This is a genomic window from Kocuria atrinae C3-8, assembly GCF_000286355.1.
In the GTDB taxonomy this organism is placed as follows: Bacteria; Actinomycetota; Actinomycetes; order Actinomycetales; family Micrococcaceae; genus Kocuria; species Kocuria atrinae_A.
In genome coordinates this window covers 1-18315 of the sequence record NZ_AJXN01000008.1, presented here as the reverse complement: position 1 = coordinate 18315, position 18315 = coordinate 1, and the positions used below count along the sequence as shown (strand labels likewise).

Here is an 18315-nt window from a genome sequence, read left to right as displayed (position 1 = left end):
AATGTCTACGCTCGAATATTCGCGGGACGAAGCGACCACGGTCGCTCCCCGTGTTGTGCCTAGGTCAAAGGGCAAGGTGATCGTCAACTGGCTCACCTCCACTGACCACAAGACCATCGGGTACATGTACCTGATCGCGTCCTTCATCTTCTTCTGTGTCGGTGGCGTCATGGCGCTACTGATCCGCGCGGAGCTCTTTGATCCGGGCATGCAGATCCTGGAGACCAAGGAACAGTACAACCAGCTTTTCACCATGCACGGCACCATCATGTTGCTGATGTTCGGTACTCCGCTGTTCGTCGGTTTCGCGAACGTCATCGTCCCGCTTCAGCTGGGCGCCCCGGACGTCGCGTTCCCGCGTCTGAACGCTCTGGCGTTCTGGTTCTTCCTGTTCGGCTCCCTGATCGCCGTTGCCGGCTTCGTGACCCCTCAAGGCGCCGCGTCCTTTGGCTGGTTCGCTTACGCGCCACTGAACAGCACAACGTTCAGTCCAGGAGTTGGTGGTGACCTATGGGTCTTCGGCCTGGGCCTGCAGGCTTCGGCACCATCATGGGTGGCGTCAACTTCATTACCACCATCCTGTGCATGCGTGCCCCGGGTATGACCATGTGGCGTATGCCCGTGTTCACTTGGACCACGCTGATCACCTCCTTGCTGATCATCATGATCTTCCCGCCGCTGGCAGCCGCGCTGTTCGCACTGGGTATGGATCGACGTCTGGGTGGTCACATCTTCGATCCGGAGAATGGCGGTGCCATCCTCTGGCAGCACTTGTTCTGGTTCTTCGGTCACCCCGAGGTGTACGTGCTGGCCTTGCCGTTCTTCGGCATCGTCTCCGAGATCATCCCGGTCTTCTCCCGTAAGCCGATCTTCGGTTACAAGGGTCTGGTCTTCGCGACCATCGCCATTGCCGCCCTGTCCGTGACCGTGTGGGCTCACCACATGTACGTGACCGGTGCCGTGGCTCTCGGGTTCTTCTCGTTCATGACCATGATGATCGCGGTGCCCACCGGCGTGAAGTTCTTCAACTGGATCGGCACCATGTGGCAAGGGTCATTGACGTTCGAGACACCTATCCTCTGGGTTCTCGGCTTCCTCTTCACCTTCCTGTTCGGTGGTCTGACCGGCATCATCCTGGCCACCCCGCCGCTGGACTTCCACGTGTCCGATACGTACTTCGTGGTGGCTCACTTCCACTACGTGATCTTCGGAACCATCGTGTTCGGTATGTTCGCCGGCTTCTACTTCTGGTGGCCCAAGTTCACCGGCAAGATGCTCAACGAGCGCATCGGCAAGATTCACTTCTGGCTGCTGTTCGTCGGCTTCCACATGACCTTCCTCATCCAGCACTGGCTGGGCGTTGACGGTATGCCCCGTCGTTACGCGGACTATATGCCGGAGGACGGCTTCACCTGGATGAACCAGTTCTCCACGTGGGGTGCCATCCTGCTGGGTATCTCGATGATTCCGTTCTTCTGGAACGTGTACACCACTGCACGTAACGCCAAGAAGGTTGAAGTTGACGATCCCTGGGGCTTCGGCGGCTCGCTCGAATGGGCAACCTCTTGCCCGCCCCGCGGCACAACTTCACCTCCCTGCCCCGTATCCGCTCCGAGCGCCCTGCTCTGGACCTGCACCACCCGGAACTGGCGGCGTTCTCCAGCCAGCAGTTCGAAGCAGAACAGCCGCTGGTCGGCGGATCTGGAAGGAACGGTCGATGAAAACCACTATCAAAACCTTCATTCTTCTGGGTGTCTTCTGCGCAGTCGTGGGAATGGTCTACGGCTACCTCACCGGTTTCCAGGAACTGGCGGGCTTCCCCGCGTTGCTGGCCGTGGCAGCCATGAGCTTCATGCTCGCGGTGTACCTCTGGCTCGTGGATCGTTCCACCGGTGCCATGCTCCCGGAGGACCGTGAGGACGGCGAGATCGTGGAGATGTCCGGTGACTACGGGGCCTTCTCTCCGTGGAGCTGGTGGCCGCTGCTGCTGGGCATGGGTTGCGCGATCTTCGTGCTGGCCCTGGCCGTTGGCTGGTGGATCATCGGACTCTCGGTCCCGGTTGTGATCCTCGGCTTGTTCGGACTCATCTTCGAGCACTCGCGCGGAGATCACGCCCACTGATGTAGGCGTTCTATCACTGAAGAAGCCCTCCCCGGCAACGGGGAGGCTTCTTTGTGCCCCCTGGGGATCACGCGATGCCCCATTCGACGTAATGTCCGGCCATTACCCGCCGCAGTGCCGCTGACCTGTCTGTGAGTGCACGGTCTGGATAGAGTTGGTCTCGTGGACAGGACAAGTGCAGCCCAGTTGACCAGACGTTCCCTGATGACCGCGGCCGTGGGTATAGGGGCGGTCACCGTCACCGGGTGCGCCACACGTTCTGAAACCCCACAGGAATCTACTGCGGTTCCCACTGGTACAAGTACGGAAGCTGAGGCTTCTTCACCTTCATCGACTTCTTCTCCTCTGTCGCGGGAGCAAGTCGTGACCGAGTTCGGTTCTCGGCAACCGAGTGCCTGGGGGATCGACGTGCCCGGGGTGGCCATGTCTTTACCGGCGGGGACGAATCCCATTGCATTGACGTTCGATTGCTGCGGCGGTCCCGGAGGCGACTCCTTGGATGAGGCCCTGGTAAGCGCACTACGCGACACTGGAACTGCGGCCACGTTCTTTTTGGCCGGCAGATGGGTGCAGGCTAACCCGGCCTTCACAGAGCAACTGGCGGCCGATCCGCTCTTCGAGATTGCGAATCACGGGACCGTCCATCAGCCGCTATCTGTGTCTGGTGCATCGGCCTACGGGATTGCGGGTACCTCAGACGCGGGAGCCGTGTACGACGAGATCATGGGCGCACAAGAGCTGATTGAGGAGTTCACGGGTACCAGACCCGCATACTTCCGATCGGGGACCGCACACCTGGATGATGTCGCGGCCGAGATCACTCGGTCCCTGGGGCTGCTGGTCGTGAATTTCAATCGTAATGGTGATGACGGTGGCACCCTTGACGCGGCTGCGGTCACGGATCGCCTGGTGGGCATGGAAGCAGGGGACATTCTTCTCGCGCACTCCAACCGTCCTTCGAGTGGCACCGCTGCGGGCGTCGCAGCTGCGCTTCCCATCCTTCGAGAGCGCGGGATGAGCTTTGCTCGGCTTTCGGAGGTCCTTCCGGCTGAATCGGAACAGGACTAGCATCGGCGCCAAGGCGAACACGCGTCACTGGCTCAGCCCTTAAGCAGCCTGGCGGCCAACACGGCCGAACTCACTTCGGCTACGACCACACTCCATCGATCGTGGCCCAACGACCAGGAGGTCGTATGTCACGCGTCAGAGTTCATAATTTCTCCATCTCACTCGATGGATTCGGAGTAGGTGAAGGTCAGTCTCTGGAGGCTCCCTTCGGTCATGCAGGGGAGCGTCTGCTGCGTTGGGCTCTGCCCACTCGTACGTTTCAACGTATGGGATTCCACGGCAGCCAGGAGCTGTCTGTGGGTGTGGACGACGCCTTTGCCAGCAACTGGGCCGACGACATCGGCGTGGAGATTATGGGGCGGAACAAGTTCGCCCCATCCAGAGGTCCATGGGAGAACGAGGAATGGCGCGGGTGGTGGGGAGACAATCCGCCATTTCACACACCCGTAGTGGTTCTGACTCACTATCAGCGGCTCCCACTCGAGATGGACGGTGGTACCACGTTCTATTTCGTCCATGCGGATCCGCAGGAAGCGTTGCGACGGGCTCGGCAACTGGCGGAAGGTAAAGATGTCCGGATCGGTGGAGGCACCACGACAGTCCGAGAGTTTCTCCAAGCCGATCTGATCGACCAAATGCACATCGTGGTGGTTCCGATACTGCTGGGACGCGGGGAACGGCTCTGGGACGGTCTGGAAGGACTTGAGGACCGGTTCCACGTGGAGTCTGTCGTCTCCGGATCGGGAGTCATTCATATGACATTCACACGCCGGGTAGGGGAGTAAAGATACGAAGATGCCCCCGAGGAGAACCTCGGGGGCATCTTCTGGACGATCTAGCAGGTCAACCGATTACTTATCGAGCTGAGCCTTGCTGGATCCGGCTCCGACGGACTCGTGGTCGTCGTGGTGACCGTGTGCGGCCTCGAGCTCCTGAGGAGTCACGGGGGCGACGCGGTCTTCGAAGTACCAGCGGCTCAAGCGACCACGGAGCTTCTCCATGCCGGTGACCTTGCCCTTCGCGTTAGCGCGGGCCGGCTGCACCTGGTAGTCCTCGAAGTCGACCAGACGGTAGCGCTTGTACTCGTCCAGGGGCTCGTGAACTTCCACGAACTCGCCGTGCGGCAGGGCCTGGATGCGGCCGGACTCGCGACCGTGCAGGACGATCTCGCGGTCCTTTCGCTGCAGCGCCAGGCACATGCGGCGGGTGATGATGAACGCGAGGATCGGGCCGAGGAAGTACGAGGCACGCAGCCAGTACGTGACGTCGTTCAGGCCAACGTGGAAGTGCGTGGCGATGAGGTCGGAGGATGCCGCCATCATCTGCACTGCGTAGAACGTCACGGCGGCTGCACCGATAGCGGTACGGAACGGGGCGTTACGCGGGCGGTCCAACACGTTGTGCACGCGGTTGTCCTTGGTGACCCAACGCTCGATCCACGGGTAAGCGAACATCGCCACGAACATCAGACCGATGGGGAGCAACGGCAGCAGGATGGCCATGGGGAATTCGAGTCCGAAGATCGTCCACTCCCAGGAGAAGGGCCAAGCACCGGGCATGAGGCGCAGGGCGCGTCCGGGAAGCCCATGTAGAAGTCGGGCTGAGAACCTGCCTGAACCGGGGAGGGGTCGTACGGACCGTAGTTCCAGACCGCGTTGATGGTGGTGGTCGCCGCCAACGTGGACAGGATGCCGAACACGATGAAGAAGAAGCCACCGGCCTTTGCCGCGTACACGGGGCCGACCGGGAAGCCGACAACGTTGTTCTCGGTACGACCCGGGCCCGGGTACTGGGTGTGCTTGTGCACGACAACCATGAACAAGTGGACCACGATCATCATGAGGATCAGCGCGGGGATGATCAGCACGTGAGCAATGTACATACGGCCGATAATTGCCAGACCGGGGAACTCGCCACCGAACATGAACATCGACATGTAGGTACCGACCACGGGGATCGCCTTCAGCATGGCGTCCGCAATGCGCAGACCGTTACCGGACAGAACGTCATCCGGGAGGGAGTAGCCGGAGAAGCCGGCCACGATCGCCAGGAGGAAGAGCACGCAACCGACAACCCAGTTGAGCTCGCGGGGGCGGCGGAACGCACCGGTGAAGAACACGCGGAGCATGTGCACCGACAGCGCCATCACGAACATCAGCGCCGACCAGTGGTGGAGCTGACGCAGGAACAGGCCGCCGCGAATGTCGAACGAGATGTTCAACGTGGATGCGTAAGCACCGGACATTTCCACGCCCTGCATGGGCACGTAGCTGCCGTGGTACTCGAGGGAGGTCATGGTGGGGTCGAACCAGAAGGCGAGGAACGTACCCGACAGCAGCAGAATCACGAAGCTGTAGAGGGCGACCTCACCGAACATGAAGGTCCAGTGATCAGGGAAGATCTTGCGACCGAATTCCTTGACCATGGGGGAGACACCCGCACGGGTGTCTACGAAGTTAGCGATCCGCCCGGTGCGTGTGCGGGGCTGGTACTCGTAATCAGTAGTAGAAGACATCAGTTTGCCTCACCCTGCATCTCTCGGACTGCGAATCCGCGCTGCGAGTAGGTGGGTCCCACGGGTTCGTGGAAGTCACTACGCGCAACGAGGTATCCCTCGGAATCAACGGTAATGGGCAGCTGGGGCAGCGGACGCGATGCCGGGCCGAAGATCACTTCGCACTCGTTGGTGAGGTCGAAGGTCGACTGGTGGCAGGGGCACAGCAGGTGGTGAGTGTGCTGCTCGTACAGTGCGATGGGGCAACCGACGTGGGTGCAGACCTTGGAGTAGGCGAAGATGCCATCCACGTTCCAGTCCTCGCGACCGGCGGAGACGTTCACGGTGTCCGGGTCGAGACGCATGAGGAGCACAACGGCCTTGCCCTTCTGGTCCAGGTAGCCATCGTGGTGACCCAGCTCGGAGAGATTCTCGGGGACCACGTGGAACGCGGAGCCCAAGGTGACATCCGATGCCTTGATCGGGGTGCCGGAGGGGTCACGAACCAGGCGGACTCCCTCATCCCAGATGGTGTGACGCAGCACCTTGAGGTCGGTGGGGCCCAGGTCCTTCAGCAGACCGACGAAGGGGAGCGGAGCCAACACTGCGGCACCGATCAGGGTGTTACGCAGCAGAGGGCGGCGCTTGATGCCGGACTCGTCGTAGATGGTGGTCAGGATTTCCTGAGCCTCAGCACGTTGGTCCTCGGTGCGCACGTCGTGACGCTCCTCGACCAGTTCGTGGTCAGGCATGAGGGTACGAGCCCACTGCACGACACCGATACCGATACCGAACATGCCCAGTGCGATACCAAGACCCAGAAGCAGGTTCTGGAGTCGCAGCTGGCTGGTCGGCTCGGTATTGACTACGTCATAGATCGGACCGTCAACGCGAATACCGAAGTACGCGACGAAGAACAGAATTGATCCGAGGATCGAGATGATGAACAGCAGTACTACCTGCCGCTCGGCACGCTTAGCAGCTTTGGGGTCAACGTCTGTCACACGAGGACGGTGCGGCGGAAGTCCCGGGTCGGGGAACTGATTCTTAGCCGCTCCGTCCGAGGTGACAACCGCCCCGCTGTGCTGGGGAGTGCCGTCACGATGGTCGCCCATGTGTCCCTCATTCTTCTCTTGATGCTTTGAATAATGCTGTGTCAGGTTTGCCGGCCGTGACCGGCAGTTGCTCTCAGGCGGAGCGGGAAGTGAGCCAGACGGTGAAGCCGATAACAACGGCCAGACCGATGCTCCAGATCAGAAGACCTTCGGAAACCGGGCCAAGCGAGCCGAGGTTGAATCCACCCGGGTCGGTGTTGTTGTCCAGGGCCTTGAGGTAGGTGATCACGTCACGCTTTTCCTCAGGGGTGATGTTGGCATCGTTGAACACGGGCATGTTCTGCGGGCCGGTCTGCATGGCCTCGTAGATGTGAGCCTCGTCGACACCCATCACGGAGGGAGCGAACTTACCGCGGGTCAGTGCACCACCGGCGCCTGCCGCGTTGTGGCACATGGCGCAGTTGGCCAGGAAGACCTTGGCACCGTTGGCGGAGTCGCCCTTGGTGACGTCCAGGTACTCATCTTCGGGGATGGCCGGGCCAGCACCGAGCGAGGCAACGTAGCCGGCAAGCTGCTTGGTCTGTTCTTCATTGAACTGTTCCGGCTTGACCTGTGCCTGGGGGCCCTGCATCTGCATGGGCATACGGCCGGTGCCGACCTGGAAGTCAACCGACGCTGCACCAACACCGATGAGGCTGGGACCGGCCTCGGTGCCCTCGGCGTTCAGGCCGTGGCAGGTGGAGCAGTTGGCCAGGAACAATTTCTGGCCTTCCTCAATGTCCTGTGCCGAGTAGGTCGTGGTCTCGGCCTTGGCTTCGTTGGTGGTTGTGGCAACTGCATAGAGTCCACCGGTGAGAAGCAAAGCCATGACGAGCAGTGCGAGAACTGCCAGGGGATGGCGGCGCTTTTGTGAGAGTGCCTTCACGTCAAACGTTCCTTTTACTCGGTACTTGGAGACTGGGATGGGGTGAATCGTTCCTGCTGGCTACTGAATGAAGTAGACCAGGATGAACAGGACGATCCAGACGACGTCCACGAAGTGCCAGTAGTAGGAGACCACGATGGCCGAGGTGGCCTCGTAGTGTCCGAACCGCTTGGCAACGTAGGCGCGGCCCATGATGAACAGGAATGCGATGAGACCGCCGGTCACGTGGATCGCGTGGAAGCCGGTGGTGATGTAGAAGGCGGAGCCGTATGCGTCGGCCGCAATGGTCACACCTTCAGAAACCAGCACCGCGTACTCGTACACCTGAACGGAGACGAAGATGGCACCCATCAAGAAAGTGAGGGCAAACCATTCGGTCATTCCCCACTTGGTGAACTGGAAGATGCTGCCGGTACGGCGGGGCTGGAGACGCTCCGCGGCGAACACACCGAACTGACAGGTCACAGAGCTGAGCACCAAGATGATGGTGTTGATCAACGCCAACGGGACGTTGAGCATCGCAGTCCGTTCTTCCCACAGCTCCGGAGATGTTGCACGGAGGGTGAAGTACATGGCGAATAGACCGGCGAAGAACATCACTTCGGAGGAGAGCCACACGATGGTGCCCACCGAAGTGAGGTTGGGGCGATTGATGTTAACGCCTGCCGGTTTGGCTGGGGTATGGGTTGCAGTTGTCACAGAGACATTATGTCGCCAAAACTCTTCCCGAACCAACCACCGAGGCCTTCCGACGGTGCCGTGTCGCGAACCAAGTGGTTCTCTTGCAGGTTATTTCAGTGCTCCTCTTATAAGGGAGCCGAAATCGGAGCGGTTGGGCGGCTTCGTGCACGGCCGGAATCTGGCGGTAGAGTCAGATTGTGACTACCTCAACTGGCTCCCAATCAAGCATGCACTGGCCGAATCTTCTGACCTCGCTCTCGCGTGGCGAGGATCTCACCTGGGACGAGTCCTATTGGGCGATGGACACCATCATGAACGGCGAGGTTTCCGATGCCGTGATCGCGGGTTTCCTCATGGCACTGCGCACCAAGGGTGAAACGGTGGCCGAGCTCAACGGTCTCGCGGATGCGATGGTCGAGCACGCCCGTACCGTGAACGTTCCCGCGCCGGCCCTGGACATCGTGGGTACCGGAGGAGACCGGCTTTCCAGCGTGAATATTTCAACCATGTCCGCCTCGTGTGCGCGGCGCCGGGGTGCGAGTGGTGAAGCACGGCAACAGGGCGTCCTCGTCCAAGTCCGGCTCCGCCGATGTCCTGGAGGCACTCGGAGTGCAACTGGACCTGCCTGTCGACAAGGTGGAGCAGGCGGCGTCGGACGTGGGGATCACGTTCCTGTTCGCTCAGACCTTCCACCCGTCCATGCGCTTCGCGGCTGTGGCCCGTAAGGCACTGGGCGTGGCCACCGCGTTCAATTTCCTGGGTCCCATCACCAATCCGGCCAAGGTGAAGGCCTCCGCGATCGGCGTTGCGGACGCCGCACTGGCGCCTTTGATGGCCGGCGTCTTCCAGAATCGCGGTGATCGCGCGTTGGTTTTCCGCGGCGGGGACGGGCTGGACGAGCTCACGGTGACGGCGCCGTCGGACGTGTGGGAGGTCCGTGACGGTCAGATCACGGAACACTCGCTCGAGCCGCTCGATTTCGACATGCCCCGCGCCACCATCGAGGACCTGCGCGGTCAGGATGCCCAGTACAACGCGGGCGTGGTTCGTGACGTTCTGGGCGGCACCCAGGGGCACATCCGCAACGCGGTGCTGCTCAATTCGGCCGCCGGCTTGATGGCCGTGGCCGAGTCCGCGGACGGCGAGTTCCACGACCGGTTCGCCAAGGCTATTGCCCGCGCGGCCGAGTCGATCGATTCCGGTGCGGCTCAAGGCGTCCTGGATCGGTGGGTCCAGTTCGCGAAGTCCGCCTAGTTCGCAAGGCTTCTTTAACCAACGACGACGCCGCTCGGCCGGGTTGATCCCGGGGGAGCGGCGTCCGTCGTGTACTGGGGAAAATATCGCTTAGTCGATGCCCAAAGAGAACGCTGCGTCCAGGTCGTGCTCACTGTAGGCACGGAAAGCGATGTTGGTGTTCGTGGACACCACGCCCTTGATCTTGGAGAGCTGATCGGCGATCACGTCCGCAAGTCGTTCGTGCTCGCGTACGCGCACCATGGCGATGAGGTCCCAATCGCCGGTGACCGAATACACCTCGGTGATGCCCTTGATGTTGGATATCTCCTGAGCCACCTCGGGGATGCGGTCGGCAGTGGTTTTGATCAGCACGATTGCGGTGAGCATGTGAATCCTTTCTCGACGTCTACCTTCAGCCTAGCGAGTGCGTCGGACCCGGCTGCTCAGGAGCACGATCAATCGGTATCCCAGGAGGAACAACCCCAGCACGCCCAAGCTGACCAGGACGAAGGCGAGCGCCGTCCCTTGCCCGGTGACCATGCGCAGCAACATACCGATGACTTCCGCGGACAACCACACGACCACACCCGTGGGAAACAGTGCTGCCGGTCGCCGATGCGCACGAATAATGGCCCAGCCAACAAGCGCACCGACCAAGAACGGCCACGCGGTCTCAAGTGCGCCCCAAGGACTCTGCTCATGGGCATTGCGGCCCAGTGCGGCGAAGATCGTCACGAGGACCACATCCGCGAGCAGGAACCACGGCCATTTCGTGGAACCGGGGTGCGGGGGAGAGGTTCTCACGGAGGACGTGGGAGAAGGTGACGTGGAAGGCGATGCAGATCGGGACATGACCCCATTCTAGGCCCGCGTATTCCTTAAACATTGACGTGAAAGTTATTGTAAAACCCTGAACAATCTCTTGAAAGAACACCCCGGAATCAAGGCGTCACAGCATCACAAGCCCATTAAGATATCCGGATTCGCTTGTGCAAACCCGACGACCGCCCCCAGCCTGGAATGACCGGATAAGCACTGAAGTCCGGAGGGCTGACAACCCGGTGAACGTCACCGGGGCCCACGACCTCAGGAGGTCGTCATGCAACGCATCAGCAAGTTGACCGGAACCGCAGCAATCGTCGGACTGGGTCTGTCGTTCTCAGTGATGGCACCCGCGCAAGCTGCTCCCGCCGTGGGTGCTTGCGACAACGTGAGCGTCACGGTGAATCCCGTGGAGGGTGGCGCAGGCACCGGCGCATACACGGAGGCTTTGACGGTCACCAATATGAGTGATCAGGAGTGCCAAGTGAGCGGCCACCCGGACGTTCAGCGTGCAACCATTCACGATGGGGGAGTCTCCCTGGCCGGGGCACCCGTTGAAAAAACGGCCGAGCTGGGGGAGACCGTTTACCTGGAGCCCGGCCAGAGTGCGACCGCTGAACTCCGCGTCACCCGCCCCGAGCTCTTCGACTCTGCTGATTGCGGAGTCGTGGTGGACACCCATCTGATCAACATGAAGTTGCCGGGTGCGGCTCACGAGCGCCAGGTGTACGACGAGAGCACTGCTTGCACATCGCCGGCTTTGGCGACCTCAACCGTGGGTGTGTTCAAGTGACGCGTGCGCGATAAACTGCCGTGCGCCGTCGTAATCTGGACGGCATTTCTTCAACCACTGGAGACACGGTGAGCACAACCGATGCGGCCCGCGAACACGCGGCCGACACCCACGATCTGATTCGAGTGCGGGCGCCCGCGAAAACAACCTTCGGGACGTGAGTCTGGATATTCCCAAGCGCCGACTCACCGTTTTCACGGGCGTCTCCGGCTCGGGCAAGAGCTCCTTGGTATTCGGCACCGTGGCCGCGGAGTCGCAGCGGTTGATCAACGAAACCTACAGCGCCTTCTTGCAAGGCATGATGCCCACCGTTGGCCGGCCAGAGGTCGACATGCTGGAGGGCATCACCACCGCCATCATGGTTGACCAAGAACCGATGGGCGCCAACCCGCGATCCACGGTGGGGACCGCAACGGATGTGAACGCGATGCTCCGCATCGTCTTCTCCCGTCTGGCCGAACCACACATTGGCGGGCCCAAGCTTTCGCCTTCAATATCCCGTCGGTCAGCGGCGCCGGAGCGATCACGGTGGAGCGTGGCAACCAGAAGAAGGAGAAGAAGACCTTCTCCATCACCGGCGGCATGTGCCCGCGCTGCGAAGGTATGGGCAAGGTCTCGGACCTGGATCTCACAGAGCTCTATGACGAGAACTTGTCCATCAAGGACGGCGCCATCACTGTTCCCGGCTACAACAAGGGTGGCTGGAACGTCCGTTTGTACGGCGGGCTCGAGTTCTTCCCCGGGGACAAACCCATCAAAGACTTCACGGACAAACAGCTCCAGGATTTCCTTTACATGGAGCCGGTGAAGGTCAAGGTCGAGGGCATCAACATGACCTTCGAGGGTTTGATCCCGCGGATCCAGAAGTCCATGTTGAACAAGGACCGCGAGGCCATGCAGTCCCACGTCCGTGAGTTCGTGGATCGCGCCGTCACCTTCAAAGCCTGCCCGGAATGCGACGGGACGCGCCTGGCGGCGGGTGCGCGCAACGCAAAGATCGACGGCGTGAGCATTGCCGATGCGTGCGCCATGCAGATCACCGATCTGGCTCAGTGGGTTCGAAGCCTGGATTACCCGTCCATGAAGCCCCTGTTGGACGGCTTGACCGCAACACTTGATTCCTTTGTGCGGATCGGCCTGGGCTACTTGTCCCTGGATCGTCCCACCAGCACGCTGTCGGGCGGTGAGTCACAGCGCGCCAAGATGATCCGTCACTTAGGGTCGCCGCTGACCGATGTCACCTATGTGTTCGATGAGCCGACTATCGGCCTGCACCCGCATGACATCCGCCAGATGAACGAGCTGTTGTTGGAGCTGCGAGACAAGGGCAACACGGTTCTGGTTGTAGAGCACAAGCCGGAAACCATCGCGATTGCGGATCACGTGGTGGACCTCGGCCCGGGCGCAGGCACCGATGGCGGCACCATTTGTTTCGAAGGCACCGTGGACGAGCTGCGGGGGAGTGACACCAATACCGGCCGTCACTTGGACGACCAGATCGCGCTGAAGGACTCCTTCCGTAAACCCACGGGTCAGCTCGAGATCCGCGGGGCGACCTCGCACAACTTGGACAACGTGGACGTGGACATCCCTCTGGGCGTGTTGACCGTGATCACGGGCGTGGCCGGTTCGGGCAAGAGTTCACTGGTACACGGGTCCTTGCCGGACAACCAGGACATTGTCTCGATCGACCAAAGCGCGATCCGCGGCTCGCGACGCAGCAACCCTGCCACCTACACGGGTTTGCTCGACTCCATTCGCAAGACGTTTGCCAAGGTCAACGGGGAAAAGCCCGCACTGTTCAGCCCCAACTCCGAGGGCGCGTGCCCCACGTGTAAGGGCGCCGGCGTGATCTACACGGACCTGGGCATGATGGAGGGTGTCACCTCCACGTGTGACGACTGTGAAGGCAAACGCTTCCAGCCGGCTGTTCTCGAATTCGAGGTGGACGGTAAGAACATCAGCGACGTGTTTTCGATGTCCGTGTCCGAAGCGCTCGAATACTTCGCCGACGGTGACGCGCGCACCCCAGCCGCCCTCAAGATTCTTGAGCGCCTCGCTGATGTCGGCCTGGGCTACGTCAAGGTCGGCCAACCGCTGACCACACTGTCCGGAGGTGAACGCCAACGACTCAAGTTGGCTACGCGCATGGGGGAGAAGGGCGGCATCTACATCCTGGACGAGCCCACCACGGGCCTCCACTTGGCCGATGTTGAACGCCTCCTCGGCATGCTGGATCGCCTGGTCGACTCTGGCAAGTCCGTGATCGTGGTCGAGCATCACCAGGCCGTGATGGCACATGCGGATTGGATCATCGATTTGGGTCCCGGTGCAGGTCACGACGGCGGGCGGATAGTTTTCGAGGGCACGCCCGCAGATCTCGTTGCTCAGAAATCCACACTCACGGGCCAGCACCTTGCGGAGTACGTGGGCGCCTGAACAGGCGCACGAGAACGACGACGTTTGCCCTAGTCAGCGCGTCAAATGCCGCGTGACTTGGGCAAACGTTATGTCTGATGAGTTAACGGGGGATTAGCCCGCCTGCAACGGCCGAACTTCTACCTTCTGACCGCAAGCGGCAGATGCGCGGGTGGCGAGATCAAGCGCCACGGTCTCATCCAGTGCCTCGACGATCCAGAATCCACCGATGGATGCTGCCGACACGGAAAACGGTCCGGGTTCAACAGACGGCGTGGTACCCGTCGCGTTCACAGTGTGAGCCGTCTCGGGGGGCATGAGTCCACAGGCATAAACGAATTGTCCTGCTGCCTGAAGTCCTGCGTTGAACTCGGCGACGGCCGCGAAGGCGGCCTGCAGAGCGGCGTCGTCCTGATAGGCGGCGCCGGCGTCCTGAACGCCAGGTTCGTGGAAAACGGAAATCATGTACTGGGCCACGGGTGAACCTTTCGCGGGTGTGATGCTCGCGCGCTGTGTGCAACGAGTGCTTCCATCAGTGATTCAACCACCGCGGGAGACGCACGTATATAGAGGTGTCGGAAGCGGTTTCGGCGCACCGTTGCGTTTGGCCGATAATGTACATTATGTAAAGTACATTCTGAGAAGGGCTCCCTCAGCGGAGCCCCGGTGGGATTGCGTACCGATAGCTTGCGATGACCGGGTGAACTCGCGAACGCAGGGTGATGCTCTCCAGAATCGGTGTACCAGTGCACAGGTTTCCTCTGTGTGGCCCGCTGCGGTCGTTCTTTTCCTCCACTGGTACACGAAATTCCGAGAGGTACTGTCCCCCGCATCCTGTGCGCTCATGCACGGCTGGCCTTTTGCCCCTACCCAACGTTTCTCAGCACGCTTAGAGTAAGGTCACGGCCGATTTAGTGACCCCAGGCACCGCGCCTTCCGGCGACTCGGCCCTGCGGTGCAGAGTAGAGACTGCCCAGGAGGCACCCGGTGAACAAGGCATTTCAGCAGGTCACAACTCGGATCGAAGAAGCCCACTCATTGGACTCCGTGATCGATTTCCTGAAGACGAACGTTGGACCGGTCACGGAACAACCACTCGTCAAGAAGGCACTGAGCGGGGACTTCCTGGGTCATCCGCTGCATCCGATGCTCACCGACATTCCTATCGGCGCGTGGAGCATGTCCGCACTCCTCGATGTTCTGGGTGGCGAAGAACTGGCGGGCGCTTCGACCATCCTGGTGGGTGCCGGGGTGCTCAGTGCGATTCCCACGGCAGCAACCGGTCTACATGACTGGCAGAGCACCAAGGGCGCCGCGTCTCGCGTCGGATTCATCCACGCGGCGGCCATGGACGTGACCGTGCTGACCTACTCGGGATCCCTCATTGCTCGAATGACCGGACACCACACCGTTGGCAAAGTGCTCGGGTTGGCCGGCTTGGGCGTGATGACGGTGGGCGGGTTCCTGGGAGGGCACCTCACGTACTCCCAGGGGGTCAACGTTGAGGAAGAGACTCCGAACCTGCGGGCCGTGAAATAACCGCATTTCGAACAACATTCGAGGCAATCCATCGCCTCCACTCATTCACTCCATGACCGGTCATATTTCGGGCAATTTGGCGCGCGCGACACTCCCGCGTTAGTTTTGAGCGACCATCCCGAGCGGCCGAGAGACCTGGATCTGTGACGCCGCAGCAACCGGCTTTATGCAAGGTGCTACCGCCAGGACCGATGGAGTGATTACACCATGTCTCTTGATGCCAGCACGTCCGTTCGCGCGGAAGAAGCGGATGAAGCCGCCTCTGATTCGATCACGGAGCCGCGGAACCACCGCACACAGAACAACACCTCACAAGCGCTGTCCGTGCGCTTCGACAACGTCTGCCGGGCTTTCCCGGGTAAGAACAGCAACGAGCCCCATGTTGTGTTGAAAGACATCACCCTGGACGTCGTTCCCGGTGAAGTTCTGGCCATCCTCGGCCCCAGTGGCTCCGGCAAGTCCACGTTGCTGCGAGCGGCGTCGGGACTGGATGCCCCCCACCCAGGGAACCGTTCTGATCGACGGAACGCCCGTGAACGGAATCGACGATCGCTGCGCCGTCGCCTTCCAAGAACCGCGCCTCCTCCCCTGGCAGAACATCCACAAGAACGTGGAGCTCGGCTTGCCGCAGGGCACTCCCAAAGCAGAGGCCCAGGAGCGCGTCGAGAGACTGCTGGAATTGGTGGAGCTCGCTGACTTCGCTCATTTGCGCCCGCGTGAGGTTTCCGGCGGCATGGCGCAGCGCACCTCCCTTGCTCGGGCGTTGGCCCGGCGCCCAGGTGTGTTGCTCCTCGATGAGCCCTTCGGCGCACTCGATGCCTTGACCCGCTTGAAGATGCAGGATCTCCTCCTGCAGGTCCACGAAGCCCACCCCACCACAGTCCTGCTCGTGACCCACGATGTGGACGAGGCACTTCCGCTGGCCGACCGTATCGTCGTGCTGGGCCGCAAGCCGCGCGAGACGGCGGCGTCGATCGCGCATGTCTTCACGGTGCCCGGCGACCGCCCGCGTAACCGCAGCGACGAACAACTGGGCCGAATGCGCCTGACGCTGCTCGCTGGCCTGGGCGTCGACACCCACCGCCACTAACGGCATCACCCAGCCCATTCCGGGCTATAGAACACCCACATTTCGGGCCACGAGTCTCTCATCCGGCCTACTCGCACTGCTCACGATCCCCTGGAGGTCCCACCATGAATCCGTCCAAAAACACGCCGTCTCGCCGCTCTGTCCTGAGAGCTGGTGCCCTGGGCCTGGGGGCCGTATCGCTTTCCGGCTTCCTGAGCGCCTGCGCCGGTGAAGGCTCTGGCGGCGAAAACGTCCCGAGCCAGGGCGGCGGCGACGGTGAGGCATTCACCCTCAACATCGACTTTGCGACGTACAACCCGTTGAGCCTGGTCATCAAGGAGAAGGGCTGGCTCGAGGAGACGTTGAAGGACCAGAACGTCACCGTGAACTGGATCCAGTCGGCCGGTTCCAACAAGGCCAACGAGAACCTGCGTGCGGAAGCGATCCATGTGGGCTCGACCGCCGGTTCCGCGGCCCTGCTGGCGCGCGCCAATAACTCCCCGATCAAGGTGGTCTCGCTCTACAGCCGCCCGGAGTGGGCCGCGCTGGTGGTTCCCGCGGATTCAGAAATCACCGAGGTGGCAGACCTCAAGGGCAAGTCCGTGGCCGCAACCAAGGGCACCGACCCGTACTTCTTCCTACTTCAGGCCTTGCAGGACGCGGGCGTGGACCCCAGCGAAGTCACCGTCCAGAACTTGCAGCACGCAGATGGCCGCTCCGCTATGGAGAACGGTTCCGTGGATGCGTGGAGCGGTTTGGATCCGATCATGGCCGGCGCCGAAGAGAAGGGCGCCAAGCTCTTCTTCCGCAACCTCGAGTTCAACACCTACGGCTTCCTCAATGCCACGGAATCGTTCCTTCAAGAGCAGCCGGAGATCGCTCAGACCGTGGTCGATGCCTACGAGCACGCTCGCGAATGGGCTGCGGACAACGTTGACGAAACCGTCAAGATCCTGGCCGAGGTCGCCGGCCTGGACGAGTCGGTGGCCCGCAAGGTCATCGCGGAGCGTTCCAACCTTGACGTCGATCCCGTGCCGGGTGATGCCCAGCTCGAGGTTCTGCGCCGCGTGGGTCCGTACCTGGTTGAATCAGGCGATGTCTCCGACCAGTCCCAGGTGGACGACGCCCTGGACACCATCATCGACGCCTCCTTCATCGAGAAGGCCGATCCCTCGACCATCAAGGCTGACGCATGAGCACCTCAGTAGACACTCCCGCACCCAAGAATTCGGCCGATACAGATTCCACGAACGACGACGCCGCTCTCCAGCCTCGCGTCGCCGGTCCCCTGCGTCGCGGCGTCGGGGCTATACGCACCGCACTCGGGGCCGTTGTCCCTCTGGTACTGCTGCTGCTGTGGTGGTTGTCCACCAGCGTGTTGGGAATCTTCTCCCCCGTTCAGCTCCCGTCGCCGGGTTCGGTGGTCGAGGCCGGAATCGATCTCGCCCAACGCGGTGAGCTCTGGACCCACGTGGGTATCTCCGTGCAGCGCGTGCTGTTGGGCTTCGCGATCGGTGCCGTTCTGGGTCTGACTTTCGGCTCGCTCGTGGGCTTGTCCAAGTGGGCCGATGCGCTGCTCACTCCCACCATCGGTGCATTCCGCGCGGTCCCCAGCCTGGCCTGGGTTCCGCTGTTGATCCTCTGGATGAAGATCGGTGAGGACTCCAAGGTCACCCTGATCGCCATCGGAGCGTTCTTCCCCATCTTCACCACCGTGTACATGGCGCTGCGTCACGTGGACAAGAACCTGGTGGAGGCCGGCCGTGCTTTCGGTCTCTCCGGGCTGAAGTTGCTGACAACCATTCAGCTGCCCGCGGTGGTCCCGTCCGTGTTCTCGGGTCTCCGATTGGCACTCGCGCAGGCATGGCTGTTCCTGGTTGCCGCGGAGCTCATCGCCAGCTCCATGGGCTTGGGCTTCCTGCTGACCGATTCGCAGAACAATGGTCGAACGGATCGGCTGCTTCTGGCGATCATCCTGTTGGCCGTGATCGGCAAGATTACGGACGCCATCCTCGGGGTGGTTGAACGCAAAGCCGTGAACCGCTGGGCCTAGTCTTCCCCGCAAGTTAAACGACGACGCCGGGTGGTCACCT

Annotated in this window: 15 protein-coding genes, 4 pseudogenes and 1 riboswitch; of the genes and pseudogenes, 12 read left to right on the top strand and 7 right to left on the bottom strand. The window is 61.5% G+C overall.

What is annotated here, in order from left to right:
• The first annotated feature begins 1 nt into the window (after position 1).
• The 4 genes and pseudogenes from ctaD (at position 2) to YO9_RS0101365 (ending at position 3975) form a co-directional block, all read left to right on the top strand.
• A pseudogene (gene ctaD / locus YO9_RS0101380) lies at positions 2-1721 on the top strand (aa3-type cytochrome oxidase subunit I).
• Complete coding sequence (locus tag YO9_RS0101375) at positions 1718-2122, top strand: cytochrome c oxidase subunit 4 (RefSeq protein WP_031272463.1); 405 nt, start codon at positions 1718-1720, stop codon at positions 2120-2122. Before ctaD ends, YO9_RS0101375 begins: the two are co-directional and overlap by 4 nt.
• Positions 2123-2485: 363 nt before the next feature.
• Positions 2486-3190: a polysaccharide deacetylase family protein gene (locus YO9_RS0101370; protein WP_223285929.1), complete on the top strand. Its 705-nt coding sequence runs from the start codon at positions 2486-2488 to the stop codon at positions 3188-3190.
• 125 nt (positions 3191-3315) lie between these two features.
• On the top strand, positions 3316-3975 hold the full coding sequence (locus YO9_RS0101365) for a dihydrofolate reductase family protein (protein ID WP_031272459.1): 660 nt from the start codon (positions 3316-3318) through the stop codon (positions 3973-3975).
• Between the two features lie 66 nt (positions 3976-4041).
• On the opposite strand, the pseudogene qcrB reads toward YO9_RS0101365, so the two are convergent.
• The 4 genes and pseudogenes from qcrB to ctaE all read right to left on the bottom strand — a co-directional run bounded on the left by qcrB (position 4042) and on the right by ctaE (position 8363).
• Positions 4042-5705: pseudogene (qcrB, locus tag YO9_RS0101360) on the bottom strand (cytochrome bc1 complex cytochrome b subunit).
• Positions 5705-6799 (bottom strand): cytochrome bc1 complex Rieske iron-sulfur subunit, encoded by a 1095-nt coding sequence (gene qcrA, locus YO9_RS0101355; RefSeq protein WP_016995887.1) that lies wholly within the window; start codon positions 6797-6799, stop codon positions 5705-5707. The pseudogene qcrB and the gene qcrA overlap by 1 nt, the downstream one beginning before the upstream one ends.
• Before the next feature lie 73 nt (positions 6800-6872).
• Positions 6873-7664 (bottom strand): cytochrome bc1 complex diheme cytochrome c subunit, encoded by a 792-nt coding sequence (gene qcrC / locus YO9_RS0101350; protein ID WP_016995885.1) that lies wholly within the window; start codon positions 7662-7664, stop codon positions 6873-6875.
• A 60-nt stretch (positions 7665-7724) separates the two neighbouring features.
• On the bottom strand, positions 7725-8363 hold the full coding sequence (gene ctaE, locus YO9_RS0101345) for an aa3-type cytochrome oxidase subunit III (RefSeq protein WP_016995883.1): 639 nt from the start codon (positions 8361-8363) through the stop codon (positions 7725-7727).
• 209 nt (positions 8364-8572) lie between these two features.
• Between ctaE and trpD the strand changes: the two are divergent.
• Positions 8573-9599: pseudogene (trpD, locus tag YO9_RS0101340) on the top strand (anthranilate phosphoribosyltransferase).
• Positions 9600-9689: 90 nt separating this feature from the next.
• On the opposite strand, the gene YO9_RS0101335 reads toward trpD, so the two are convergent.
• Together YO9_RS0101335 and YO9_RS0101330 are read right to left on the bottom strand one after the other, a co-directional pair.
• Positions 9690-9968 carry an Lrp/AsnC family transcriptional regulator gene (locus tag YO9_RS0101335; RefSeq protein WP_016995876.1) on the bottom strand — a complete coding sequence of 93 codons (279 nt, stop codon included), beginning with the start codon at positions 9966-9968 and terminating at the stop codon, positions 9690-9692.
• 30 nt (positions 9969-9998) lie between these two features.
• Entirely contained in the window at positions 9999-10433 is a 435-nt protein-coding gene (locus tag YO9_RS0101330) for a DUF3054 domain-containing protein (RefSeq protein WP_016995873.1), read from the bottom strand.
• 247 nt (positions 10434-10680) lie between these two features.
• On the opposite strand from YO9_RS0101330, the gene YO9_RS0101325 reads away from it, so the two are divergent.
• Together YO9_RS0101325 and YO9_RS0101320 are read left to right on the top strand one after the other, a co-directional pair.
• Positions 10681-11196 carry a DUF4232 domain-containing protein gene (locus tag YO9_RS0101325; protein WP_016995871.1) on the top strand — a complete coding sequence of 172 codons (516 nt, stop codon included), beginning with the start codon at positions 10681-10683 and terminating at the stop codon, positions 11194-11196.
• Positions 11197-11264: 68 nt separating this feature from the next.
• A pseudogene (locus tag YO9_RS0101320) lies at positions 11265-13635 on the top strand (ATP-binding cassette domain-containing protein).
• A 93-nt stretch (positions 13636-13728) separates the two neighbouring features.
• Here YO9_RS0101320 and YO9_RS0101315 read toward each other — a convergent pair.
• Positions 13729-14091 (bottom strand): YciI family protein, encoded by a 363-nt coding sequence (locus tag YO9_RS0101315; RefSeq protein WP_016995868.1) that lies wholly within the window; start codon positions 14089-14091, stop codon positions 13729-13731.
• A 510-nt stretch (positions 14092-14601) separates the two neighbouring features.
• On the opposite strand from YO9_RS0101315, the gene YO9_RS0101310 reads away from it, so the two are divergent.
• The 5 genes from YO9_RS0101310 (at position 14602) to YO9_RS0101295 (ending at position 18275) form a co-directional block, all read left to right on the top strand.
• Complete coding sequence (locus YO9_RS0101310) at positions 14602-15153, top strand: DUF2231 domain-containing protein (RefSeq protein WP_016995867.1); 552 nt, start codon at positions 14602-14604, stop codon at positions 15151-15153.
• A gap of 110 nt (positions 15154-15263) precedes the next feature.
• A riboswitch (SAM riboswitch) is annotated at positions 15264-15351 on the top strand.
• A gap of 9 nt (positions 15352-15360) precedes the next feature.
• Complete coding sequence (locus YO9_RS21210) at positions 15361-15849, top strand: ATP-binding cassette domain-containing protein (RefSeq protein ID WP_396350710.1); 489 nt, start codon at positions 15361-15363, stop codon at positions 15847-15849.
• Positions 15764-16243: an ABC transporter ATP-binding protein gene (locus tag YO9_RS0101305; protein ID WP_396350712.1), complete on the top strand. Its 480-nt coding sequence runs from the start codon at positions 15764-15766 to the stop codon at positions 16241-16243. The genes YO9_RS21210 and YO9_RS0101305 overlap by 86 nt, the downstream gene beginning before the upstream one ends.
• Positions 16244-16347: 104 nt before the next feature.
• Positions 16348-17418 carry an aliphatic sulfonate ABC transporter substrate-binding protein gene (locus YO9_RS0101300; protein ID WP_016995864.1) on the top strand — a complete coding sequence of 357 codons (1071 nt, stop codon included), beginning with the start codon at positions 16348-16350 and terminating at the stop codon, positions 17416-17418.
• Complete coding sequence (locus tag YO9_RS0101295; protein ID WP_016995863.1) at positions 17415-18275, top strand: ABC transporter permease; 861 nt, start codon at positions 17415-17417, stop codon at positions 18273-18275. Before YO9_RS0101300 ends, YO9_RS0101295 begins: the two co-directional genes overlap by 4 nt.
• Positions 18276-18315 lie beyond the last annotated feature (40 nt).